At 67.5% G+C, this 24,101-nt stretch carries 23 protein-coding genes; 5 read left to right on the forward strand and 18 right to left on the reverse strand.

The features are described from left to right. Nucleotides 1-7: 7 nt before the first annotated feature. From RYM47_RS10320 to RYM47_RS10345, 6 genes are read right to left on the reverse strand one after another with little or no spacing between them, the layout of a single operon-like run. On the reverse strand, nucleotides 8-1,471 hold the full coding sequence (locus RYM47_RS10320) for a DcaP family trimeric outer membrane transporter (protein WP_315387683.1): 1,464 nt from the start codon (nucleotides 1,469-1,471) through the stop codon (nucleotides 8-10). A 47-nt stretch (nucleotides 1,472-1,518) separates the two neighbouring features. Beyond that, complete coding sequence (locus RYM47_RS10325; protein ID WP_315387684.1) at nucleotides 1,519-2,937, reverse strand: efflux transporter outer membrane subunit; 1,419 nt, start codon at nucleotides 2,935-2,937, stop codon at nucleotides 1,519-1,521. Further along, nucleotides 2,930-6,085 (reverse strand): multidrug efflux RND transporter permease subunit, encoded by a 3,156-nt coding sequence (locus RYM47_RS10330; protein WP_315387685.1) that lies wholly within the window; start codon nucleotides 6,083-6,085, stop codon nucleotides 2,930-2,932. Before RYM47_RS10330 ends, RYM47_RS10325 begins: the two co-directional genes overlap by 8 nt. Further along, nucleotides 6,082-7,245 (reverse strand): efflux RND transporter periplasmic adaptor subunit, encoded by a 1,164-nt coding sequence (locus RYM47_RS10335; protein ID WP_315387686.1) that lies wholly within the window; start codon nucleotides 7,243-7,245, stop codon nucleotides 6,082-6,084. The genes RYM47_RS10330 and RYM47_RS10335 overlap by 4 nt, the downstream gene beginning before the upstream one ends. Before the next feature lie 43 nt (nucleotides 7,246-7,288). Further along, complete coding sequence (locus tag RYM47_RS10340; RefSeq protein WP_315387687.1) at nucleotides 7,289-8,275, reverse strand: arginine deiminase; 987 nt, start codon at nucleotides 8,273-8,275, stop codon at nucleotides 7,289-7,291. A gap of 2 nt (nucleotides 8,276-8,277) precedes the next feature. Then, complete coding sequence (locus tag RYM47_RS10345; RefSeq protein WP_315387688.1) at nucleotides 8,278-8,538, reverse strand: arginine deiminase family protein; 261 nt, start codon at nucleotides 8,536-8,538, stop codon at nucleotides 8,278-8,280. 315 nt (nucleotides 8,539-8,853) lie between these two features. Here RYM47_RS10345 and RYM47_RS10350 point away from each other — a divergent pair, with 315 nt between their 5' ends. From RYM47_RS10350 to RYM47_RS10360, 3 genes are all read left to right on the forward strand, one after another. Further along, complete coding sequence (locus tag RYM47_RS10350) at nucleotides 8,854-9,315, forward strand: glycine zipper 2TM domain-containing protein (RefSeq protein ID WP_315387689.1); 462 nt, start codon at nucleotides 8,854-8,856, stop codon at nucleotides 9,313-9,315. A 78-nt stretch (nucleotides 9,316-9,393) separates the two neighbouring features. Continuing rightward, on the forward strand, nucleotides 9,394-9,894 hold the full coding sequence (locus tag RYM47_RS10355) for a DUF6491 family protein (protein WP_315387690.1): 501 nt from the start codon (nucleotides 9,394-9,396) through the stop codon (nucleotides 9,892-9,894). Nucleotides 9,895-9,912: 18 nt separating this feature from the next. Next, nucleotides 9,913-10,476 (forward strand): TIGR00645 family protein, encoded by a 564-nt coding sequence (locus tag RYM47_RS10360; protein ID WP_315387692.1) that lies wholly within the window; start codon nucleotides 9,913-9,915, stop codon nucleotides 10,474-10,476. A 1-nt stretch (nucleotide 10,477) separates the two neighbouring features. Here the strand turns inward: RYM47_RS10360 and RYM47_RS10365 are convergent, their stop codons facing one another. The 3 genes from RYM47_RS10365 to RYM47_RS10375 are packed head-to-tail and all read right to left on the reverse strand — an operon-like array spanning nucleotide 10,478 to nucleotide 15,018. Beyond that, nucleotides 10,478-12,166, reverse strand: a complete 1,689-nt coding sequence (locus RYM47_RS10365; protein ID WP_315387693.1) for an alpha/beta-hydrolase family protein — start codon at nucleotides 12,164-12,166, stop codon at nucleotides 10,478-10,480. Nucleotides 12,167-12,174: 8 nt separating this feature from the next. After that, nucleotides 12,175-13,587, reverse strand: coding sequence for a basic amino acid/polyamine antiporter (locus tag RYM47_RS10370; RefSeq protein ID WP_315387694.1), 1,413 nt, complete (start codon nucleotides 13,585-13,587; stop codon nucleotides 12,175-12,177). Between the two features lie 6 nt (nucleotides 13,588-13,593). Continuing rightward, the gene (locus RYM47_RS10375) at nucleotides 13,594-15,018 is read right to left on the reverse strand and encodes a basic amino acid/polyamine antiporter (protein WP_315387696.1); all 1,425 of its coding nucleotides are present in this window, start codon (nucleotides 15,016-15,018) and stop codon (nucleotides 13,594-13,596) included. Nucleotides 15,019-15,237: 219 nt separating this feature from the next. Here RYM47_RS10375 and RYM47_RS10380 point away from each other — a divergent pair, with 219 nt between their 5' ends. Together RYM47_RS10380 and RYM47_RS10385 are read left to right on the forward strand one after the other, a co-directional pair. Beyond that, complete coding sequence (locus RYM47_RS10380) at nucleotides 15,238-15,666, forward strand: PAS domain-containing protein (protein ID WP_315387698.1); 429 nt, start codon at nucleotides 15,238-15,240, stop codon at nucleotides 15,664-15,666. Then, nucleotides 15,663-17,204 (forward strand): sulfite reductase flavoprotein subunit alpha, encoded by a 1,542-nt coding sequence (locus tag RYM47_RS10385; protein WP_315387700.1) that lies wholly within the window; start codon nucleotides 15,663-15,665, stop codon nucleotides 17,202-17,204. The genes RYM47_RS10380 and RYM47_RS10385 overlap by 4 nt, the downstream gene beginning before the upstream one ends. 15 nt (nucleotides 17,205-17,219) lie before the next feature. On the opposite strand, the gene RYM47_RS10390 is transcribed toward RYM47_RS10385, so the two are convergent. From RYM47_RS10390 to moaA, 9 genes are read right to left on the reverse strand one after another with little or no spacing between them, the layout of a single operon-like run. Continuing rightward, nucleotides 17,220-17,888 (reverse strand): ATP-binding cassette domain-containing protein, encoded by a 669-nt coding sequence (locus RYM47_RS10390; protein ID WP_315387702.1) that lies wholly within the window; start codon nucleotides 17,886-17,888, stop codon nucleotides 17,220-17,222. Further along, nucleotides 17,878-18,558 carry a molybdate ABC transporter permease subunit gene (gene modB / locus RYM47_RS10395; RefSeq protein WP_315387704.1) on the reverse strand — a complete coding sequence of 227 codons (681 nt, stop codon included), beginning with the start codon at nucleotides 18,556-18,558 and terminating at the stop codon, nucleotides 17,878-17,880. The genes RYM47_RS10390 and modB overlap by 11 nt, the downstream gene beginning before the upstream one ends. A 3-nt stretch (nucleotides 18,559-18,561) precedes the next feature. Further along, nucleotides 18,562-19,314 carry a molybdate ABC transporter substrate-binding protein gene (gene modA, locus RYM47_RS10400; RefSeq protein WP_315387705.1) on the reverse strand — a complete coding sequence of 251 codons (753 nt, stop codon included), beginning with the start codon at nucleotides 19,312-19,314 and terminating at the stop codon, nucleotides 18,562-18,564. Continuing rightward, nucleotides 19,311-20,093 carry a cyclic nucleotide-binding domain-containing protein gene (locus RYM47_RS10405; RefSeq protein ID WP_315387861.1) on the reverse strand — a complete coding sequence of 261 codons (783 nt, stop codon included), beginning with the start codon at nucleotides 20,091-20,093 and terminating at the stop codon, nucleotides 19,311-19,313. The genes modA and RYM47_RS10405 overlap by 4 nt, the downstream gene beginning before the upstream one ends. 11 nt (nucleotides 20,094-20,104) lie before the next feature. Beyond that, nucleotides 20,105-20,578, reverse strand: coding sequence for a molybdenum cofactor biosynthesis protein MoaE (locus tag RYM47_RS10410; protein WP_315387707.1), 474 nt, complete (start codon nucleotides 20,576-20,578; stop codon nucleotides 20,105-20,107). After that, a complete protein-coding gene (locus RYM47_RS10415) occupies nucleotides 20,575-20,835 on the reverse strand; it encodes a MoaD/ThiS family protein (RefSeq protein WP_315387709.1) in 261 nt (86 codons plus the stop codon). The genes RYM47_RS10410 and RYM47_RS10415 overlap by 4 nt, the downstream gene beginning before the upstream one ends. Beyond that, nucleotides 20,832-22,091, reverse strand: a complete 1,260-nt coding sequence (glp, locus tag RYM47_RS10420; RefSeq protein ID WP_315387710.1) for a gephyrin-like molybdotransferase Glp — start codon at nucleotides 22,089-22,091, stop codon at nucleotides 20,832-20,834. Before glp ends, RYM47_RS10415 begins: the two co-directional genes overlap by 4 nt. After that, a complete protein-coding gene (gene moaCB / locus RYM47_RS10425; protein ID WP_315387712.1) occupies nucleotides 22,088-23,086 on the reverse strand; it encodes a bifunctional molybdenum cofactor biosynthesis protein MoaC/MoaB in 999 nt (332 codons plus the stop codon). The genes glp and moaCB overlap by 4 nt, the downstream gene beginning before the upstream one ends. A 7-nt stretch (nucleotides 23,087-23,093) precedes the next feature. Beyond that, the gene (gene moaA / locus RYM47_RS10430; RefSeq protein WP_315387714.1) at nucleotides 23,094-24,098 is read right to left on the reverse strand and encodes a GTP 3',8-cyclase MoaA; all 1,005 of its coding nucleotides are present in this window, start codon (nucleotides 24,096-24,098) and stop codon (nucleotides 23,094-23,096) included. Between the last annotated feature and the right edge of the window lie 3 nt (nucleotides 24,099-24,101).

The raw sequence follows: 24,101 nt of genomic DNA on the forward strand, positions 1-24,101 counted from the left end.
CGGCCTCCTACTTCACGAAGTCGTACTTGAGCGCGGTCTGCAGGCGGAACACATCGCCACTGTCACGACTCTGTTCCTGCAGCTTGCCGTACAGCAGTTCGGCGCCCCAGCTCCAGCTCGGCGCGGGCTGCCACACGATGTTGGCCGCGGCATAGTCGCTGCGTCGGAACACGCTCGGGTCGAGCAGGTCTTCCCGCTCCAGGTACAGCCGGCTGTAGGTCAGCGTGGAGCGCCAGCGCTGCGACCAATGGTGGGTGTAACCGACCCAGCCGCCGTACTGCTGCAGCAGCTTCAGTTCGCCCTGCGGGTCGACGATGCCGTCCAGGTTCAGCCCGCCGAGGTCGCCGAGGAACGCGGCGATCCCCTCGCCGCCGACCGCACCGAACACCACGTAATCGCCGTTATCGCCGCCACCCCAGGTACCGCTCAGGGCCAGGCCGCCTGCCGTCGCGCTGTCGCTGCCCTCGTTGCTGTCCTGGGCCGAGTCGTAGGCCAGGTAGCGCAGCAGGCCCGACGCCTGCAGGCTGCCCCACCCGGCTTCATGACGCGCCGCGAGCACCAGGTTGGGGGCGGCCGTTCGTGAGCGCTGGGTGACGCCGCTGAATTGCAGTTCCGGCGCGCGGTGCTCGGCGGCCAGGATGATCTGGTTGCCATTTCCCAACGGGAAATACTGGCGGACGCTGGCGAGGCGAGCGAAGGGCGATGCGGGCGGGCCTGCAAAATCGAGGGTGTCCGGGCCGGAATCGAGATCCATGAACGCCGACCAGCCAAAGCCCACGTAGGTGTTCCCCAGCTGGCCCCAGGCGTGGCGTAGGCGATAACCGTAGCTGCCACCGGAGCCGAAGAAATCGTTCTGGACCAGGAACCGCAGCTGCCCGGCGCCGGTGTCTCGCCGGCCTTCGATCGTAAGTCGGGTCTGTCGCGCGTGCATGTTGAAGCGGCTGCTATCGCGTCCGCCGTCCACGGGTATGGAAGACGGCACGAACTCATCGGTGACACCGGCGTCGCCACTGTCGAACATCGCGTCCAGCTTGGCGTAGCCTCCCAACCGCAGCCAGGTGCCGGTGCCGGGAATCACGAAGAAGCCGTCGAGGTCATCGCCCGGGGGCACTTCGTTGTCGACGCGGGCGGTGGCCTGGTCGTCTTCATCGAAGGTGTCCCGTTGCGGCAGCGGCGACTCCGGTACGGTCAGCGCGGTCGGCGTGGCCGCCTGCAGGGGTGCCGCCGGTACGCTCACCGTGCCGGGTGTGCTGGGGACGACGGCCACGGGTGCGGGAGTGGCGGGTGCCGTTGCAGCCGAAAGCGATGAACCTTGCCCGCTCTCCAACGCCTGGATACGCGCAGTCAGCAGCTCCACGGTCTGGCGCAGTCGCTGGATCTCCGCATCCTGGCTCGCGTCATGGGTCTGGGCGGCAACGACGCCGGGCAGCAGTACGGCGGCCAGGCAGAGCGATCGGGTGGGAATGCGCATGGAAGGCGTACCTCGCTGGAGTTGCGGATCACGGGTGCACTGCACGTTCAGTCTGTGGGTCGCTCCCGCAGGTCCTGGCCGCCGCCGAGTGCGGCGTACAGATTCACCGCGTCCTGCAGCGCGGCGGCACGCAGCTGCAGCAGGTTCTGTTCGGCAGCGAAATGGTTGCGCTCGGCATCAAGGACTTCCAGGTAGGGGGTAAGGCCCACGTCGTAGCGGTCGTGCGCGGTCACTACCAGCGCCTGCTGCACTTCCACCGCACGCACCTGCGCGGCGATCTGCAGGTCGTTCTGTTCTGCGGCGACCAGCCCACTGGCGACTTCGCGGAAGGCGTTCTGCACGGTGGACTGGTAGGCCACTTCGCGTTCGTCGCGTCCGGCGTTGGCCGCATCCACGCGCGCGCGGCGGGCACCCCAGTCGAGCAGCGGCAGCACCGCACCGGCACCGAACGACCAGACCCGGTTGCTGTCCGAGACCAGCCCGGAGAGTTCGTTGGACGCATACCCGCCCGCGCCGGTCAGCGCGATGATCGGGAAGTACAGCGCCCGGGCCACGCCGATGTTGGCGTTGGCCGCGCGAAGCTGGTGTTCGGCCAGGCGCACGTCCGGGCGCGCTTCCAGCAGGGCCGAAGGCAGGCCGGGGTCGAGCCGGGTCAGCTGGGCGTCGGGATCGAGCGGCAGCCCGACCGGCAGCGTCGACGGCAACGGCGTCCCGATCAGGAACTGCAGCAGCTGCAGTGCCTGGCCCTGGCTGCGGCGCAGCTGCGCCAGCTGCAGCTCGGTCTGGGTCACCAGCGCGTAGGACTGGTTGAAGTCGATCGACGAGGTCAGCCCGGCATCCATGCGCAGCTGCGCCAGCTCCAGGGTTTCATTGCGGCTGGTCAACGACCGCTCGGCCAGCACGATGCCTTCCTGGCTGGCCCGCACGGCGTAGTAACTCGCGGCGACGTTCGCCACCAGCGAAAGTTCGGCGATGTTGCGCGCTTCCACCGTCGCCAGGTACTGGCGCCGCGCGACCTCGCTGAGGTTGGCCACGCGTCCCCAGAAGTCGAGTTCGAACGAGGGAATGCCCACCTGCACGCCGTAACTCTCCAGCGTGACCCGGGGCGCGTTGTCGGCCGGGCTGAGCGGCCCGCGCTGGCGCTGGCCCGATGCGCTGGCGTCGAGCCCGGGCAGGCGCTGGCTGCGCTGGATCCGGAACTGGGCGCGCGCCTGCTCGATCCGTGCGGCGGCACCTGCAAGGTCGCGGTTGTACGCCAGCGACTGGCCGATCAGGTCGCGCAGTACCGGGTCGTGAAAGTAGGTCTGCCACGGAATCGATGGCGCGGCGCGGCCCTCGGCGGCCGATGGCGGGAACGTGGCAGGCACCGGTGCATCGGGGCGCTCATAGGTCGGCGCCAGGTTGCACGCGCACAGCTGGCACGCCACCAGCACTGCTGCTGCCCGCCCGAGCACGCGCTTATGCATGGTCGTCCCCGCTCTTCACCGGGGCAGCGACCGCCGGCTCCGCCTGCCTTGCACGCGCACGCCGACGCAACACGTAATAGAACAGCGGTGTAAAGAAGATGCCGAACACGGTGGCGCTGAGCATGCTGCCCAGCACGCCGGTACCTACCGCCTGGCGGCTGGCCGCACCAGCACCGGTGGCGATCACCAGCGGCACCATGCCGACGATGAAAGTCAGGCTGGTCATCAGGATCGGGCGCAGGCGCTGCTGCGCGGCCTGCAGGATCGCATCGCGCACCGGTACGCCGCGCGACTCCTCGTCCAGGCCGAACTGCACGATCAGGATCGCGTTCTTCGCGGCCAGGCCGATGATGGTCACCAGGCCTACCGTGAAGTAAACGTCGGCCGACATGCCGCGTGCTGCGGTGAACACCACCGCGCCGAGGATGCCCAGCGGCACCACCAGCAGCACGATCACCGGGGTCACCCAGCTCTCATACAGCGCGGCCAGCAGCAGGAAGGCCACGATGAAGGCCAGGCCCAACAGCATGCCGACCTGGCCGGAGGCCTCGCGCTCTTCGCGTGCGGTGCCGGTCCATTCATGGCGCATGCCGGGCGGCAGCACGTCGTCGGCGATGCGCTCCATCTCCACCAGGGCCGCGCCGCTGGACACGCCCGGCGCGCCCTGCCCCGAAACCGTGGCCGAAAGGAAGCCGTTGTAGCGCTCCACCTGCTGCTCGCCCACGGTCCAGCGCGTGGTGGCGAACGCAGAGAACGGTACCGACTGCCCGTTGTTGCCGATCACGCGCAGGTCGGAGACATCCTCGGCACGCATGCGCTGTTCGGCGTCGCCCTGGATGAACACCCGCAGCACGTTGCCCTGGCGCACGAAGTCATTCACGTAGGCCGAGCCGAACATGATCCCCAGCGCCTGGTTGACCTGCGAGAGCTGCACGCCCAGCGCACGGGCCTGGGTTCGGTCGATGTCCACGAACAGCTGCGGCGCGCGTGGCATGCCTTCCGGGCGCACGCCGGTGAGCCGGTCGCTGGCGGCGGCGCGGGCGGTGATGCCCATGGCTGCCGCCGTCAGCCCCTGCCCGCCCACACCGCTGCGGTCTTCGATCTTCATGCTGAAGCCCGAGGCATTGCCCAGCGACTGGATCGCCGGTGGATTGAGGGCGAATACCTGCGCCTGCGGAATGCGGGTGAACGCCGCACTCATGCGCGCGGCCAGCGACATCGCGCTGTGGTCGCTGCCGCTGCGCTCGGCCCACGGGTGCAGGTCGACGAAGGACATGCCCACGGCCTGGCCCTGGCCGAAGAAGCTGAAGCCGATCACGGTGGCCACGTTGCGCACTTCCGGCTGCTGGCGCAGGATCGCCTCGGCCTGCTCGGCGGCAGCGCGGGTGCGTTCCATGGTCGCGCCGGGCGCGGCGTTGTAGGCCACGAAGATGTAGCCCTGGTCCTCGGTGGGCAGGAAGCCGCCGGGCAGGCGCGCATACAGCAGGCCAGTGAGCAGGGTCACCACCGCGAACACGCCGATCCACAACCACGGCCGCACCAGCATGCTGCCAACCCAGCCGGCGTAGCGGCGGCTGCTGCGGTCCAACCCGGTGTTGATTGCACTGAACAGACGCCGCCCCGGCCCTCCCTTGCCCACCTGTTCCTTGGCCGGGCGCAGCATCGCGCCGCAGATCGCCGGGGCGAGGGTCAACGAAAGGATCGTGGAAACCACCAGCGAGACGCTGAGCGTCACCGCGAACTGGCGGTAGATGCCACCCGCCGATCCGGGAAAGAACCCCATCGGGATGAACACCGCCAGCAGCACCAGCGTGGTCGCGATGATCGCGCCGGACAGCTGGCCCATCGCCTTGGCGGTGGCCTCGCGCGGTGGCAGGTCTTCTTCGCGCATGATCCGCTCGACGCTTTCCACGATCACGATGGCGTCGTCGTTGAGGATGCCGATCGCCACCACCATCGCGAACAGCGACAGCAGGTTGATCGAGACCCCGAATGCGAGCAGGCCCAGGCAGGCGCCGAGCAGCGACACCGGCACCACGATGGTCGGCAGGAACACCGCGCGCCAGCTCTGCAGGAACAGCAGCACCACGATGGAGACCAGCACCAGCGACTGCAGCATGGTTACTGCCACACCGTTGACCGACTCCACGATGAAGGGCGTGGTGTCGAACGGCGTGCTCCACTGCATGCCGTCCGGGAAACTCGATTCAAGCTCCTGCATGCGCTCGCGCACCGCCGTTGCCGTGGACAACGCATTGGCGCCGGTCGCCAGCGATACCGCCAGGCCGGCGTTCTCCTGTCCGTTCAAACGCAGGTTGAAGGCGTAGTTGTCGTTGCCCAGCTCTACCCGTGCCACGTCGCCCAACCGCACCGTCGCTGCACCGGGCGTGGCGCGGATGATGACCTGGCGGAACTGTTCAGGGGTGCTGAAGCGACCCCGCATCACGATCTGCGCGGTGGTTTCCGTCGAGGGCGTGGTCGGCTGCAGGCCAAGGCCACCGCCCGCGGTCTGCGCGTTCTGCTCGCGCACCGCCGCCATCACCTCACCCGGCGAGATGCCGTAACTGACCAGCTTCTCGCGGTCCAGCCAGATCCGCATGGCGTAGCTGGAACCGAACAGGGTCACATCGCCCACACCGTGCACGCGGCGCAGCTCGTCGGCGATGTTGCTGTTGGCGTAGTCGCCCAGTTCCAGCGCCGAATAGCGGCCCTTGTCCGACTGCAGCGAGATCAGCATCAGGAAGCCGTTGCTGGCCTGGGTCACGCGTACGCCCATCTGCCGAACTTCGTCAGGGAGAAGCGGTTCGACCCGTGCCAGGCGGTCCTGCACCTGCGAACGCGCGATATCCAGGTCGGTGCCGCTGCGAAAGGTCACCCGGATCTGTGCCGTGCCGTTGGCGCGGCTGGTGGAGGTCATGAACAGGAAGTCGTCCACGCCGCTCAGCTCGTTCTCGATCACCGAGGTCACGGTGCGGTCCAGGGTTTGCGCGTCGGCACCGACGAAGGTGGCCGAGATGCTCAGGCTGGGCGGCGCCACGTCGGGGTACTGTTCCACCGGAAGCGTGCTCAGCGCGATGCCGCCGAACAGGATCGCGAACAGCGCGATGACCCACGCCAGGACCGGACGGTAGACGAAATAGCCGCTCATGGAGCCTTGGCCTTCGCCTTGGGAATCGGCTCGGACTGGATCGCCACCGGCTGGCCCGGCTGGATCTTGTGCCAGCCGTCCACGATTACCCTGTCGCCGGGTGTCAGGCCGCTCTGCACGACCCAGCGTCCATCGGCCTGGCCTGCGAGCGTCACCGCGCGCCGTACCGCCACGTTCTCATCGTTGACCAGCATCACGCTGGCCTCGTCCTCTCCGACCTGGATCGCGCGCTCCGGCAGGCTGGTGCCGTTGCGGATGCTGCCAATCTGCAGGATCCCGCGCACGAACTGCCCCGGCAACAGACGGCCATCTGGATTGGCGAAGCGCGCACGCAGCGTACGGCTGCCGGTGGCCGGATCGATCGCGGTCTCGCTGAAGTCCACCACGCCGGTCGTGGGCAGGCGTTCACCGCCATCGAGCAGGATCGTGACCTTTACCTGCTTGTTGTCGCCCACGTCGATGCGGCCCTCGGCTACGCCGCGCTGCAGCTCGTTCATCGAGATGTTGGACGGATTGAAGATCACGAACGCCGGGTCGACCTGGTCTATCCGGGTCATGAGCGTGGCCGCCGCCGCACTGACCAATGCACCCTCGCTGACCTGCGCGCGCCCGGTCCGGCCTTTGATCGGTGCGCGCACGGTGGCGTGGTCCAGCTGCAGCTGGGCACGCGCAACCGCTGCCTGCGCTTCCATCAGTGCGGCGTCGGCCTGGCGGAACGAGGCCTGCGCCGATTCGTACTCCTGCACGCTGACCGCCTTGCGTTGCACCAGCGTCGACAGGCGTGCGCGCAGCGAAGAGGTCTGTGCCTTGGCTGCACGGGCCGAGGCCAGCGAGGCGCGCGCCTGCTGGACACGTGCCTGCAGGTCGCGCGGGTCGATCTGGAAAAGCGGCGCGTTGGCCTCTACTTCGGTACCGTCCACGTACAACTGGCGCTCCACGATGCCGTCAGCACGCGCACGTACCTCTGCCGAGCGGCTGGCTTCCACCCGCCCCGGAAGTTCCACCATGTTGGGCACGCTCTGTGCCTTCACCACTTCCACCGCCACGAGGGTCGGCGGCCGTGCACCGCCCTCCGGCCCACCACCCCGCCCGCAGGCGGCCATTCCCAGCGCTACCGCCGCCAGTACCGATGCACGCGCCATCCACCCAGGAAATTGCATCCTTCCGGCCTCCGTAGTGCGGTGTACGTCTGCAATGCAGGAACTAGAACGTCACCGCGTCCCGGATCAGCGGACAGGTCATGCAGTGTCCGCCGCCGCGCCCCCGCCCCAGTTCGGCCCCCACGATGCTGATCACTTCAATGCCCTGCTTGCGCAGGTCGGTGTTGGTCTGGGTGCTGCGGTCGTAGGCAACCACCACGCCCGGCGCCATCGCCACCAGGTTGTTGCCGCTGTCCCACTGCGACCGCTCGGCCGCATACCGGTCGCCGCCGGACTCGACGATGCGCAGCTGCTTGAAGCCCAGTGCCTCCGCGACCACATCGTTGAAGTGCTTGGTTTCGAACACGATCTCGAAGCCGGGATCCTTGTCGCTGGGGTACAGCGAGACCGTGCGGATCTGGGCGACGATACCCGGGAACACGGTCACCACATCGCGGTCGGCGAAGGTGAACACCGTGTCCAGGTGCATGGCCGAGCGCAGTTTGGGCATCACCGCAACGATCACCCGCTTGGCCGCACCATTCTTGAACAGCGACTGCGCCAGCTGGGTGATCGCGGTGCGCGACGAGCGCTCGCTCATGCCCACCAGCACGATGCCGTTGCCGGGAATCAGCACGTCGCCGCCTTCCAGGGTAGCGTTGCCGTAGTCCACGGTCGGGTCGCCGAACCAGATCGGGAAGTCGGCCTTGGTGAAATCGGGATGGAACTTGTAGATGGCCGTGGTGAGGATGGTCTCCTCATGCCGCGCCGGCCAGTAAAGCGGATTCAGGGTCACGCCCTGGTAGATCCAGCAGGTGGTGTCGCGGGTGTACAGGGTGTTGGGCAGCGGCGGCAGCAGGTAACCGACCAGGTCGGGCACCTCGCGCACCTTCTGCAGGGTCGGGCCAGCGAAGTCGTCCGGCAGGTCCAGCACGCTCAGGCCGCCGATCAGGGTTTCGGCCAGTTGCCGCGCGGGCATGCCCTGCAGGTAGGCGCGCACTTCGGCCATGAATTCCACGCCTACTTCGTTGGCGTTGATCTGGTGGTCCAAAATCAGTTGCGTGCGTCCTCGATCTCCAGCGTCTCGGTGAGCAGGTCGTGCATCTCCACGACGTCGACGCCTCGGGCGCGCATCTTGGACATGAAATCGAAGTGGTCGCGTTTGGCGTTGTCGACCCAGATCACGTCGTCGAACAGCAGGTCGTCCTTGTTGCGCGGGGTCAGGCGGCTGTGTGCCATGCCCGGGGAACAGACCATCACTTTCCTGAGTACGCCAACTTCGGAATGAACGCCATACACCGGTGCAGTGGACATGGGAGGGCCTCTCTCGATCACGAAAAAAACGTGGGGACGACGTGGCCCCGCGTGCCGTCGCGGTAGGCCGTTGGCGTGCTTAGCGTGCGTGAAGAAGTAGCCCTGAAAAGGTAATGCGTGCGTGAACGACGGTTTCTGGATAGTCGCTGAAAACAGGCCTGAATCCGCAATCGGTTGCCGCCCTAGGCATTGCGTGGATCTTCACGTTCGCGTTACCGGGTGCGTAGTTAATCGCTGCTGCAAGGACCCGATTCATGCGCACGGACGGCGGCATTCCCTTCAGTGTTCCGCGCATCCACTCGATGGAGACACACAATGAAACTTCCTCATGCAGGCGTTGCCACGGCGCTGCTGGCGTCTGCCCTGTTCATGGCAGGCTGCGCTACCCACACCACCCCCAGCACCTTCAACCGCTCAGAAGTCGGACGAGCCCAGGACGTGCAGATGGGCACCGTCCAGTCGATCCGTGCCGTACAGATCCAGAACGACTCGCGTGGTGTGCCCACCCTGGTCGGAGCGGCCATCGGCGGCGTCGCTGGCAGCACCATCGGCGGCGGCAGCCGTGCCAACGCGGTCGGCGCGATCGCCGGTGCCGCAGCGGGTGGCGCCGCAGGCAATGCGCTGTCGCGCAATGCGCGCAACGGCGTCGAGATCACCGTACAGCTCGAGAACGGCCGCACGGTAGCCGTGGTCCAGGACGGCAACGCCAACGATTACCGCGTGGGCGACCGCGTGCGCGTCTCCAGCGATGGCTCCACCACCCGCGTCACCCGCTGAACCGGGGGCGACACCCAAGGGCTGGCCCGTCCCCCACGGACGGGCGACCCACTGCAGCATTGATGTGAGGGAACCGCCATGCGCCGCCTGCTGACCGTACTGCTTGCCGTGACCGTGACCACCCTGGTCGGGTGCGCCACCTCGCCCACCCTGAGTACCCAGGACCGCTTCAACCTGTACGTGCAGCACGCAGGCCCTCCCGTGGCGTCATTCCGCCTTGCACGCTTCGTACGCCAGACCCAGTGGACCCCACTAGGCGACCGTGCATTGGCGGTCTGGACCAGCCAGAGCGTGGGTCACCTGCTGGAGCTGCGTGGCCGCTGCACTGGGCTGTCGATCGCACATACGGTGGAAATCACCAATTCGTTCGGCACCGTCAACGCACGCTGGGACAGCGTGATTCCACGCACTGCCAGCGTGGCCATGCCGCAGTCCTGCCGGATCATCCGGATCCGCCCGCTGGATGGCACCGCGATCCGCGACGCGCGACGGGAGATGCGCAACACGATCTACGGCGACCGCCCGGCCGACCTGGTGGAAGACACCGGTCCAGACATCACCGACCGGCCGGTCGACTGATCGGCGGCAGGAACACGAATGGAAAAGCTGCGCAGCCTGATCCGCCGCAACGTATCGCGCAGTCTGTTCGATGCGCGCTGGCTGATGGCACCGTTTTACTTCGGGTTGGTGGTGGCGTTGTTGCTGCTGCTGTTCGTGTTCCTGCGCCAGCTGGTCAACTATGCGCTTCGCATCACCGACCTGGGCGCCGCCGACGCGGTGCTGATGGCGTTGTCGCTGATCGACCTGTCGCTGGTGGCCAACCTCCTGCTGATCGTCACCCTGGCCGGCTACGAAAACTTCGTGACCCGGATCGATTCCCGTGGCGAGCGGCGCCCGCAGTGGATGGGCATGGTCGACTTCGCGGCGATGAAGAACAAGCTGATGGGGTCGATCATCGCCATCTCGGCCATCGCCCTGCTGCGGATCTTCATGAAACTGGAGGAAGGCAGCCGGATCGATCCGGAAACGCTGCGCTGGATGTCGGCCATCCACGGCATGCTGCTGCTTTCGGCACTGGTCCTGGCGGTGACCGAGCGACTGGCCCGGCATCGCCTGCCGCTTCCGGCAGAGCCTCCGCCAAACGTGCCACCACCGTCCTGACTCAGCCGCCGCTGGTACCCCGTCGACGCTCGATCTCCTGGCGGCGGAGCGGGTCCAACAGGTCCTGCAGGCGACGCGTGTCGACCGCGTTCCAGTCGCCCTGTCCCAGCACCGCCTGCCAGCCGGCCACGTAGTGCGCCGGCGCGAAGACGTGGCCATACCCCATCGGCGCGCGGTCGGCGAGCAGCATGTCCAGTGCCAGCTGCAGCATGCTCACCAGCGGATACCAGCGCACCTCGCTGGATACGTCCGGCGCGCGCGGCTCGGCCATCCAGTCCGGTTGCCGCCACGCATCGTATGGCGTGAAGAAGGTGATCGGGTCGCTGGCGTACTGGAGATACACCACGCGCATCCGGCCCCACGGCGCATCGGCAGGTACCGGCGCGCCGTGCTGGTTCATGAACCGCACCGAGCGGCTGTCGCGGAACACCGGCAACCACTCGGGCGAGCCCACGTTGCGCTGGTTGGTGGTCTGCCGCCACGTGCGCGTGGCGAACGGCGGGCCGCTCCACAGTGCGCCGTCGATGGGCGTGTCGATCATGTCGAACAGGTTGACCGAGCGCTCCGAGTTCATCGCGCCCAGGCTCAGCCCATGCACGAACAGGCGCGGCCGGGACTGCGCCGGCAGCGTGCGCCAGTACGCGTAGACTTCGGCGAACAGCAGGCGTGAAGTCTCCTCGCCATACTCGGGTTCGACCAGCAGGGACAGCGGGCTGGAAAGATACGAGTACTGCACGGCAACGCTGGCCACGTCGCCATGCAGCAGGTACTCCAGGCTGTCGGCCGCCGCGGGGTCGACCCAGCCGGTGCCGGTGGGCGTGATCACCACCAGGTTCGCGCGCTCGAAACCGCCCTGCCGCTGCAGCTCGCGCAGCGCCAACCGTGCGCGCGCACGCGCGTCGCTGGCAGAGGGCAGGCCCGCATAGACCCGAATGGGCTGCAGCGCCGGCTTGCCGGTGAAGGCGGCAATCTGCGCTGCGTCCGGAGCGTTGCGCACGTAGTCGCGCCCTGCGCGGCCCATCTGTTCCCACGCCACCAGCGACCCCGGCCCGCCGGTGCTGCCCGGTCGCGTCGGTGCGGTAGCGTCGGGTGGAATCAAGGCATCGGCCTTGCGGAACGACGCGTCGGCCAGATGCAGCGCACCGCGCAGCAGCACCCCGTTGGCGATATTGAAGAACAGCACGGCGGCCACCACGATCCCCAGCAGACGCGCCACCGGCGCCGGCATCACGCGCCGCGACAGGGCGCCCACCCGCCGCGCCACCCACAGGAAGGCGCGACCCACCAGAAGCAGCACGCCGAACACCAGCAGCGCGATCGCCAACAGGCGCAGCGAGAACCCTTCGTCCATCGGCGGCAACCCCATTACCGCACGCACCGAATCCTGCCACGGACGCACCCACCAGGCGGTCAGTACGCAGGCCAGCAGGCTGACCCATGGCAGCCAGCGCAGCAACCTCTGCAGCCGGCCGGCGCCCAGCTCGGGCAACATCAGCCGGCGCCACAATCCCGCCAGCGCAACGCCCAGCAGGTAGCCCAGGGCGAAGCACACACCGCTCAACAGGCCCTGCGCCACATACCCGCGCGGCACCAGGCTGGGGGTCAGGGAGGCGATGAAGAACAGTGCGCCAATCACCTGCCCGGTGCGGCACAACGGCCCCCGGTACGGTGCGGTGAGTCGGTCCAACACGCGCCTTTTCACAACCTCAACCATCCGCTGCCCATCCCAACCAATGCGACCACCGCCATCGTACACAGGGCTGCCAGCACAAGCAGTTCGAGCGGGCGGAAGGCAATGCCCCGCTGCCGCTGCCACACCCAGAACAGGATCGAGCCCGGTACGTACAGCAGGCTGGAAAGCAACAGGTAACGGCTGCCCCCGGCCAGCAGCATGCCCACCGCATACGCCGTGGCGATGCCGGCGATCCAGCGCATCCGCGCATGACCGCCCTCGCCTGCCAGCGACAGCTTCAGCTGGTAGGCGGCCACCAGCAGGTACGGCACCAGCGTCATCGCGCTGGTCATCTTCAGGGCCAGGGTAAAGGCGTAGTCGGCGAACCAGCTGACCAGCAGGAACGCCTGGATCACGCCATTGGTGAGCCACAGCGCCGCGTCGGGCACACCCGCGGCGTTCTCGCGCGCCAGTGCACGCGGCATCGCATTGTTCAACGCAGCCGAATGCAGCACCTCAGCCGCCAGCAGCGACCACGAAAGATAGTTGCCCAGCACCGAAACCAGAAGGCCGATGCTGATGAACAACGCACCCCAGCGCCCGGCGATCGCCTCCATCACCCCGGCCATCGACGGCGTGGCCAGCGCAGCCAGCTCCGGGCGCAGCAGCACGCCATAGGACAGAATGGTGACCATCACCAGCAGGCACAGCACGCCGAGGAAGCCCGCCACGGTGGCGATGCCCACGTCCTCGCGGCGACGCGCATAGCGCGAATACACGCTGGCGCCCTCGATGCCCACGAACACGAACACCGTCAACAGCAGCGTACCGCGGGTCTGCTGCCACAAAGTGGACGCACCGGGCAGCTCGAACCCCCACAGGTTGAGCGCGAACACGTCGGCGCGGAAGCCGACGAACAGGAACACCACGAACACCGCCAGTGGCACCAGCTTGGCCACCGTGGCGATGGTATTGATCAACGCGGCCTCCTTGATCCCGCGCAGGATCAGGAAGTGGAAGCCCCACAGCAGCACCGATGCCGACAGGATCGCAATCACCGTGGTGCCATCGCCCAGCGCCGGAACGTACTGGCCCAGGGTCGCCTTGATCAGGATCAGGCACGCCACGTCGGCCAGGCAGCAACCGAGCCAGTAGCCGACCGCGGACAGCAGGCCGGCGTAGTCGCCGAAGCCGGCCTTGGCGTAAGCGTAAATACCGGTGTCCAGCTCGGGCTTCAGCCGCGACAGCGACTGGAACACGAACGCCAGCATCAGCATGCCGGTGCCGGCGATCACCCAGGCCAACAGCGCGCCGTAGACCCCCGTGGTGGTGCCGAACGCGCCCGGCAGCGCGAAGATGCCCGAACCGATCATCGAGCCGACCACCAGCGCGGTCAGCTCCAGCAGGGACAGCTTGCGGTCGCCTGCAGCGTTGGCCATGGCCAATCAGATCTGGATGTAGCCGGTCGCGATCCAGTAGACGCCGACCACGGCGGCAACCACGGCCACGCCCAGGATGATGAAGTCCGACGCCTTGGTGAAGATCTTCCCGCCCTGCTCGCGCCGCGCCCAGAAGTACAGCAGGCTGCCCGGGGCGTACAGCACCGCCGAGAGCACGATGAACTTGATGCCGCCTGCGTAAAGCAGGAATACGGTGTAGATCGTGGCGAGAAGCGCCAGCACCATGTCGCGGCCACGTTCGTTCGGCCGTTCGGTGTAGGTCTCACCGCGCTTGGTGAGCTGCAGTCCATAGGCGGCGACCAGCAGGAATGGAATCAGCGACATCGCGCTGGTCAGGTTGAGCATCAGCGAGAACGCGTCGCGCGACCAGTAGGTGCTGATCACGATCAACTGGATGATGATGTTGGTGGCCCACAACGCCGCCGACGGCACGCCGTTGGCGTTCTCGCGCGCGAACAGCGCCGGCATGTCCTTGGTCCGGGCCGCCGCGGAGAGTACCTCGGCGCAGATCAGCGACCAGGTCAGGTAGGCACCCAGTACCGAGACCAGCAGGCCGACACTGACGAAGATCGCGCCCCATCGCCCGACCACCGCCTCCAGCACCGCCGCCATGGAGGGCTGGCGCATGCCGGCGATGTCAGCACGCTCCATCACCGCGAACGGCAACAGGGTCACCAGCACCATCAGCGTGGTCACCACCAGGAAGCCGGTGATGGTGGCCGCACCCACGTCCTTGCGGTCTTTGGCATAGCGCGAATATACGCTGGCGCCTTCGATGCCCAGGAACACGAACACGGTGACCAGCATGGTGGCGCGCACCTGTTCGAAGATGCTGCCGGAGAGGTCGCCGCCGTAGAAGTTGAAGCGGAACACGTCCATCTTCATCGCAAATGCGATGATCACCAGGAACACGATGATCGGAATGACCTTGGCAATCGTGACGATCTTGTTGATCGCCGCCGCCTGCTGCACGCCGCGCAGGATCATGAAATGGAACAGCCATATTCCGGCCGAGGCGACCAGGATCGCCACCACCGTATTGCCGTCGCCGAAGATCGGGAAGAACGCGCCCAGGGTCGACTTGATCAGCACCCAGTAAGACACGTTGCCGATGCAGCTGCCGATCCAGTAGCCGAAGGCAGACAGGAAGCCGGGATAGTCGCCGAAGCCCTCCTTCGCGTAGGCGAACACACCGGCGTCCAGGGCCGGTTTGCGCTCGGCCAGCAGCTGGAACACCCGTGCCAGCGTGTACATACCCAGCCCGGCGATGGTCCAGGCCACTACCGCGCCCAGCGGTCCGGTCGCGCCGGCGAATGTGCGCGGCAACGAGAAGATCCCTGCCCCGATCATGCCGCCCACCACCATGGCGGTGAGCTGCATCCGGGTCATCTTCACGACGGTGGTGGACATGGTCTGCACCCGGCTCGGTTGGAGGGTTCAGGATGGAGAGGATTTCGTAAATGAGGCGTGAGACGCAGGTGGACTATCCGATTGCCGACATGCCGCCGTATTTACCGGCTGCGACACCCGGTCGCACCCGATGCATCCCGCGGCTTGACCAATGTCAGGGCGTGGCGGCGGACGCAGGCGGAAGCTGTTCACGAACCCGAACCACCACTGGAAACGACCATGTCCTACCGCCCCGATACCGCCCAGCTGTTGAACGCCCTCGAGAACGTGATGGTGATCTCCACCACCGACCTGCAGGGAAACATCACCTACGCCAACGACCTGTTCTGCACCCTCACCGGCTTCAAGCGCGAAGAGCTGATCGGCCAGCCGCACAGCATGGTCCGTCACCCGGACGTGCCCAAGGCCGTCTACAAGGACATGTGGGACACCATCAAGGCGGGCAAGACCTGGACCGGGATCGTGCCGAACCTGGGCAAGGGCGGTGTGCTGTATGTGGTCGACACCACCGTGCAGCCGCTGTTCGACGAGGCCGGGCAGATCACCTCCTACATCAGCATCCGCCGCGTGGTGAACGACCTGATGGGCAACTTCGAGGCGGTGGAGTTCAGCAAGGAGAAGTTCGACGCGTTCTACGAGGCCGCGTGAACGCCCCGACCCCCATCCAACGCGTGCTGGTGGGCTACGGCTCCGAATCCGGCAACGCCCGCGCCCTGGCCCACCGCCTGGGCGCGTTTCCGGCCCTGCAGGCGCACGCGCCGCAGGTGTTGCCCTTCAACGAGATCGACGTAAGCAGCCTGGGCGCCGGCGATGTACTGCTGGCCCTGTCCAGCTCGTTCGGCGACGGCGAACCGCCGGCCAACGGCGAGCACTTCGCCGAAGCGCTGCGGCTCGCCCCTGCCCTGCCCGGCCTGCGCTATGCAGTGTTCGGGCTGGGCGACACCGGCTACCCGCGCTTCTGCGGTTTCACCAAGGCGCTGGACACGCTGCTCGGCGAGCGCCAGGCGCGCCCGATCATGAACCGCGTCGACGCCGACGCCTGTTACGAAACCTTCTTCGAGCGCTGGGCGCCGGTGCTGGGCAGCGTGCTCAACGGCGAACCCGAGGCCGGTCGCAACCTGCACCTGCAGGTCACCGCGTACGGCGAGGACAATGCGTTCAACGCACCGGTCATCGAACGGCGCCGGCTGAGCGGCAGCACCCCCGCCGCCTGGCATGTCACCCTGGACCTGCGCGGCAGCGGCATCGTCTACCGCGCCGGCGACACCCTGCATGTGCTTGCGCCGAACGACCCCACGCTGCTGGATGCGTTGGCCGCGTGGTACGGCGACCCGCAGGCCACAGAGCTGCTGCGGCACAAGGAACTGCGGCTGCTCAACAAAACCGTGCTGCGTGAGCTGGCCCGGCTGGGTGGCAGCGATGCGTTGAAGGGCCTGCTCAAGGTCAGTCAGCGGCACGCCTTGGAGAGCTACCTGCACGGCAGTGACCTGCTCGACGTGCTGGAGGATCATGCGGCGCCCGAGAGCGTGCCTGTATCGCAGCTGGCCGAACTGCTGTCGCCGTGCCTGCCCCGCGCGTACTCCATCGCCTCTGCGTTCGGCGACACGGTCAGCCTGTGCATCCGCGAGGTTGCCTACGTCCATCGCGGCCGGAAGCGTCGCGGCACGGCCACCGGCTGGCTGCTGGCATCCGACCACGGCGTACGCATCTACTGCCGCTCCAACCCCGGCTTCCACCTGCCGGCCGAACCGGACGCGCCGCTGCTGCTGGTGGGCACCGGCACCGGTATCGCGCCGTTGATGGGGCTGGTGCATGAGCTGCAGGCCAGCAGCAGCCCGCGCGAGGTGCACCTGCTGTTTGGCGAGAAGCACCGCGCCCACGACTTCCTCTACCAGCAGGAGCTGGAGCGGTGGCACGACGAAGGGCGATTGACCTCGCTGCGAACCGCGTTCTCGCGCGACGGCGTGGAGAAGTACTACGTGCAGCACGCGTTGGCAGAGCACGCCGGGCACATACGCGATCTACTTGAACGCGGCGCGCATCTGTACCTGTGCGGCAACAAGCAGCATCTGGAAGGCGCGGTCCAGCAGGCCATCAACCATCTTGATCCGGACCACGCAGCTACCGGAACCAGTATCTGGTCAAGCCTGCGCGAGCAGGAGCGCCTGCACTGCGAACTGTATTGATCCGCGGCGCCCCACTCAAGGGCGCGTGACTTTCCCGTCCGCCAGTTCCACCACCTGCTGGCCGAACATCGCCACGTCCGCCGGGTCATGGCTGATCAGCAGCAACGGCACGTCGGTGGCATCCAGAACCTCCTGCAGTTCCTGGCGCAGGTGCGCGCGCAGGTCGTGGTCGAGTGCGGCGAACGGCTCGTCCAGCAGCAGGGCCTGCGGGCGCGTCACCAGCGAACGGGCCAGTGCCGTGCGCTGGCGTTGCCCACCCGAGAGCTGCGCCGGCAGCATCTGCGCCAGGTGTTCGATGCGCAGCGCCGCCATCCAGCGTTCCACCTCGGGATCCTGTTCACGACGCGAAGGATTGAACCAGCCCCGTCGCAACCCGAACGCGATGTTCTGGCGCACGGTCAGGTGCGGAAACAGCGCGTAGTCCTGGAACAGGTACCCGAGCCGCCGTTGCTGCGGCGGCAGGTTCACGCCCTGCCCTGCATCGAACAGGTTCATTCCGCCCAACCGGACGTGGCCAGCCTCCGGCCTCAACAGCCCCGCAATGGCCTTCAGGGTCAGGCTCTTGCCCGCGCCCGAAGGCCCGAACAGCACCACCTGGCGTTGCGTACACTGCAGCTGCACGTCCAGCTCGAACTGCTGGCCCGGGGCACTGAAACGGCGGCGGATGTCCAGGTCAAGCCACATCGCGCACCTCCTGCCGACGACCCACCAGCCGCGCCGCGGCGAGCAGGATCACGATGCACACCACCGAGGTCAGGATCACCAGGCCGTTGGCCTTGCTGTCCTGCCCGGCCTGCACCGCTTCGTAGATCGCGATCGACAGCGTCTGGGTGCGCCCCGGAATGCTGCCGGCCACCATCAGCGTGGCGCCGAACTCGCCCATCGACCGCGCGAACGCCAGCAGCAGGCCGGCCAGGATCCCGCGCCACGCCAGCGGCAGGCTGACCCGCAGGAACAGCGCGAACTCGGAAACACCCAGCGTGCGCGCCGCCTGCTCCAGCTGCCCGTCCACCGCTTCGAAGGCGGCGCGTGCCGGCTTGAAGACCAGCGGCAGCGAGGCTACCGCCGCGGCGATCACGGCGGCCTGCCAGGTAAACACCAGGTTGATGCCGAAGGTGGACTGCAACCACGCACCGAGCGGCCCGTTGCGGCCGATCACCACCAGCAGGTAATAGCCCAGCACGGTCGGCGGCAGCACCATGGGCAGGGTCAGCAGCGTGTCCAGCAGCTCACGCCCGGGGAAGCGGCGGCGCGCCAGCAGCGCGCCCAGGGCCACGCCCACCACCAGGTTGATCGCCGTGGCCCAGCCCGCCACCTTCAGCGACAACCACAACGCGGTCCAGTCCAGCGCCATGAATCAGGGCGCGCCGAAACCGTGCTTCTTCAGGATTGCCAGACCCTGCGGCGAGCGCACGAACGCCACGAACCGCTTGGCCTCGGCCGCGTTCGCACTGTCCTTGATGACCGCCAGTGGATAGGTGATCGGCGTCTTCAGCGGTACCGCAAACGCCTGCCGCACCCGGTCGCCGCCGGCGCGCACGTCGCTGGAGTACACGAAACCCGCATCCACCTCGCCACGCGCCACGTAGTCCAGCGACTGGCGCACATTCTGGGTGGAGATGGTCTTGGCTTTCATGGCCTCCCAAAGCCCGGCATCCTGCAACGCCGCCTGCGCGTAGCGACCCACCGGCACACTGTCCGGATTGCCGATCGCCACCCGCTTCACGCCGGCCCCGCCCAGTGCAGCCAGCGAGGTCGGCGCAGTGCGAGCATCCTTCGGCACCACCACCACCAGCTGGTTGCTGGCGAACAGCTGCCGGGTGTCGGCCGCCAACAGGTTCTGCTGCGCGGCCTGGTCCATGGTCTTGGTGTCCGCCGTGGCCAGCACGTCCACCGGCGCCCCTCGTGCCACCTGCTGCAGCAGCACCCCGGACGCGGCGAAGTTCAGGTCTACCTTGGTACCGGGGTGCGCGCTTTCGTACGCACTGGCGATGTCACGGAAACTCTCGGTCAGGCTCGATGCGGCCGAGACCGTGAGCCCGGCGGCGCCGGCCGGCAGCGCGGTCGCCAACACCGCCAGGCAAAGCACACTACGCAGGGCACGAATCATGATGCGGTCCTTGGTTCGTTGGAATCGGTATCGACTGCCGCGGCCATCGCGGCCAGCCGTTCGGGTTGCAGGAGCAGGATCTCGCGCTGGTTGACCGCGATCACCCCGTCATCCACCAACCGGCGCAACACGCGGCTGGCGGTTTCCGGCGCCATGCGCAGGTAGTTGGCGATCTCCGTGCGCGCCATGGTCAGGTTGAAGCGCACCGCCGAAAAGCCGCGCCGCGCGTAGCGTTCGGACATGTCCATCAGGAACGCGGCCATGCGCTCTTCGGTGCGGTGATTGGCCGCCAGCAACGCCACCTTGCCGATCTCGGCGCTGAGCAGGCTGAACAGCTTGGCCTGCAGGCCCGGCATGCGGCTGGCCAGCTGGCTCATCTTCGGGAACGAAATGCGGCACAGGTGCACGGTGTCCAGCGCCACCGCATTGCAGGGATAGCGCGCACCATGGATGGCGTTGAGCCCGATCACTTCACCGGGCAGGCTGAAGCCCAGTACCTGCTCGCTGCCCTGGCTGTCATCCACGAAGGTCTTGACCATGCCGGCGCGCACCGCCGCGATCGCATCGAACGGTTCACCGGCACGGAAGATGTAATCGCCGGCGTGGAACGGGCCCACGTGGTCGACCAGGACATGCAGCTCGTTGAGCGCGGTCTTGTCGTAGCCCTGCGACATGCACGCATCGGAAAACGCGCAGGTGCTGCAGAAATGCAGCGCATCGCCATCGTCGGCCGCCGCCGGGTTCGGGGTGGAGCGGCCGGAACGGCCCGGGGTCAGCATGGAAGACGTCGTCATTCCGGAAGCGTAGCAGGGTCGCACAGGGAACACCCTTCGCTCCACACACTGTCGCCGTCCTCGTAATGCTCCTGCTTCCAGATCGGCGAGCGATGCTTGACGGCTTCAATGAGGGCACGGCACGCCCGGAATGCCTCATCCCGGTGGGGACTGCCTGCGGCCACCACCACCGCCACATCGCCCACTGCGAGTCGGCCCTTCGCATGGGCCACATACAGCTTGAGCCGGGGACCGAATTCCGCCTCGACCTCATCGGCAAGCTGCTGGAACGTGTTCAACACCAGCGGCACGAACAGATCATAGGTGATGCCCTGCACCGCGCGCCCGTGATTGAGGTCGCGCACCTTGCCGATGAACACGTCAATGCCGCCAAAACCCGGGTCTGACACGAAACCGATGGCGTCAGACGGGTCCAGGGCGGCGTCGGCGCGTTCCACGACGTGCAGGCTCTGTCGGGCATGCGCGCTCATCCGCCACTCACCGGCGGCAGTACCGCCACCCGCCCGTCTTCCGGCAACCGCTCGCCGTCGCGCAGCACCCGCCGCTCATCAGCAAACGCACTGTAGGCCAGCAGTCCATTGCGGAACGAAGGCCAGCCCTCCATCAGCTGCACCTGCATCGCCCTGCGCAGGTCCCCCACCAGATCACCCTCCACGTCCACCTGCAGCACCCGCTCAGGCACCAGTTCGGAGAACGCGCCGAACAGCTGCACCTCGATCGTCTTCATGCCTCCTCCCTCGCTACCAGCTGCACCGGCTCCCGGTGCCCCCACCCTACAACCTGCACCGGCGTGCCCGCGCGGGCCACCTCGTCGCCATCGATCTCCAGCACCACCCAGCCATTCGCCTGCAGCGTTGTCATCAGCCGGAACGACTCCTGCCCTGCCAGCACGCGTGCCGACACCTGGCCAGTTCCGTCCAGTTCGACCCGCGCCCGTGCATGAAAGCGCAGGCCCGGCGGCTTTCGCGTATCTGCCTGCAACGGCACCTGCACCGAGGGCTCGGGCAGCATCCCCAGCTGCTGGCGCAACACCGGCTCGATGAAGAAACGCTGGCCTACGGCGGCCGACACCGGGTTGCCGGGCAAGCCGAAATACAACGCGCCGCCCGACAGCTGCGCAAACAGCAGCGGCTTGCCCGGCCGGATCGCGACCTTGTGGAAGTGGATGGTGGCGCCGCGCGCACGCAGCGCCTCCGGGATGAAGTCGTAACGCCCCTGCGACACGGCACCGGTGCTGACCACCAGCTGCGCACCTGCCGCCAGCGCGGCCTCTACGGCGGCGCCGAAGGCGCTGGCTTCGTCACCCACGACGCCGTGCCAGACCACCACCGCCCCCGCCTGCTGCAGCCGTTCGAGCAGATAGGGGCGATTGCTGTCGCGAATCTGCCCGTCATCCAACGCCTGGCCGGCGTCGGCCACCAGTTCGCGGCCGGTGGTGATCACCGCCACGCGCGGTTGCTGGCGCACTTCCACCTCGGCTACGCCCGTGGCGTGGAGAGCGGTGAGCGCGTTGGTCGCCAGCGTACCGCCCGCCGCGAGCAGCAGCTCGCCGGTTCGCACGTCCTGACCGCGCTGCCGCACGAACTGGCCCGGCGCTACCGCGTTCAGCAGTTCAATGCGTTGCGGGCACCCGTCGGCGCGCGACAACACCCGCACCTGCTCGACCGGAATCACGCTGTCCAGACCGTCAGGCATGCGTGCCCCGGTCATGATTTCCCACGCGCCACTCCCGCCCTGGCTGGCTCCATCACCGGCCGCCTGCGAACCCTGCACCTGCACTATCGTGCCGGCCGGCATCGGCGCTCCCGCGCAGCGCAGCGCGAACCCATCCATGGCCGAATTGTCGAACGGCGGCAGGCACTGCGGACTGGTGACATCACGTGCCAGGACGCGGCCGTGTGCGTTATCCAGCGGAATCGTTTCAGCGGGCAGCACGTCGGCACAGGCGAGCATTCGTCGCAGCGCTTCGGCGTACTCGATCATCGGTGGTCGGCTCCTTCAACCATGGCCAACGCGTGGCCCAGCACCGGAGACAGGATCTCCAGGCATTGCGCCGCGGCGCGCGGGCTGCCCGGCAATGCGAATACCAGCATCTGGCCCAGCTGCACCACTTCGGCACGGCTCAGCCACGCCATTGGTGTGTGCTGCGCGCTCAGGCTGCGCACCATCTGTGCCAGTCCCTCCACGCGGCGACCGCCCACCGAGAGCAGCGCTTCGGGGGTCAGGTCACGCGGCCCCAGGCCGGTGCCGCCAGTGCACAGGCAGAGCCTTACCCCGGCAATTTCCAGCGCCTGCAGTCGGCGCGCCAACGGCTGCACGCCATCGGGCAGCACCTCGGCCGCGCTCACGCTGCCGCCCAGCGCCTGCAGACCCTCCACCAGAAGCGGGCCGGAACGGTCTTCGTAGCTGCCGTCGCTGGCACGGTCGCTCAGGGTGATCACCGCACACGCCACACCGTGCAGATCGCGTGGCGCCCGAGGCTGGTAACGCGCGCGCTCGGCATCGTCCATTCCCTTGGGATGGACCCACAGCCCACGCTTGCCGCCTTCCTTGAACAGCAGGCGCACCGCGCCGATCTCCAACGCGGGTTCCACCGGCTTGCTCAGGTCGTACAGGGTCAGCAGCGCGGCATTCACGCCGGCCAAGGCTTCCATTTCCACCCCGGTACGCGCTTCGCTCGCGCACTCGCACCAGACCCGGATCGCCTGCCGCTCCGGCACCGGCGCGCAGTACACGCGCACCAGTTCCAGTGGCAAGGGGTGGCACAGCGGCATCAGCGCCGAGGCCATCTTGGCGCCCTGCAGTCCGGCAATCTCGGCCATCACCAGCGCATCGCCCTTGGGCAGCCGGCGTTCGACGATCAGCGGGTAGGCCACCGGGCCGGCAAGCAGCTCGCCGACAGCGACCGCGCGCCGCCGGGTCACGCGCTTGTCGCGCACATCGGCCATGTGGAACGCTGCGGACGTATCGCCACTCATATGGTGCTCATCCTCCAATCGATGCCAGGTTCGGGACCAGGCCAGTCTGGCCCTGGTGCAGGCCGTGCCCGGCGGCCTTCAGCCCGAGCTGGGTCGTGATGCGGGCCAGCAGCGCGTCGCGGTCGTCGTCGTGTTGCAGAAGCGCGCGCAGCGGCACCCCGAACTCGCCGAACAGGCACAGCCGCAGGTCGCCGCGTGCAGTCACACGCAGGCGGTTGCAGCCCTGGCAGAAATCCTTCGAGTACGGCGCAATCACGCCTATGCAGCCGCGATGATCGGGATGGGTGTATTCCCGCGCAGGGCCCGCGTCAGGGGCACGCGGGCGCAGCCGCCAGCCGGCGGCCTGCAATTGCTCCACCACCACACTGGCGCGAAGGTGGTGGCGTTCGAAATAGTCGGCGTTGTCGCCCGTGCGCATGAGCTCGATGAAGCGCACGCTGATCGGGCGCTCGCGCAGGAAGGCCATCCATGCCGGCAACTCGTCGTCGTTGAGTCCGCGCAGCAGCACCGCGTTGAGCTTCACCGATTCCATGCCGAGCGCCTGTGCCAGTGCCAGCCCTTCCAGTATCTCCGGCAGCCGGTCATGCCCGGTGATCGCGTGGAAACGCTCGCGGCAAAGGCTGTCCATGCTCACGTTCAACGCCGTGAGCCCGGCGCGATGCCAGCCCGGCAGGCGCCGTGGCAACAGGGTGCCATTGGTGGTGATCGCCACCTTGCGGATGCCCGGTACGTCGGCAACGCGTTGGATGATGACGTCCAGGTCCTTGCGCAGGCTGGGCTCACCGCCGGTCAGGCGGATCTTGTGCATGCCCAGCGTGGCGAAGGCGCTGACCAGCCGCCCGATCTCGTCCACCTCCAGGAAGCGCGGGCGCCCCTCCGCTGCGTAGCCGTCCGGCAGGCAGTAACTGCACGAGAAGTTGCAGGCCTCGGTGAGCGACAGGCGGAGGTAGGGAAAGCGACGACCGAAGCCGTCGGTGAGCGGGGTTTCGCCAGGGGCAGCTCGCTCGTGCACCGG

It is taken from the genome of uncultured Stenotrophomonas sp. (genome assembly GCF_963519125.1).
Lineage (GTDB): Bacteria > Pseudomonadota > Gammaproteobacteria > Xanthomonadales > Xanthomonadaceae > Stenotrophomonas.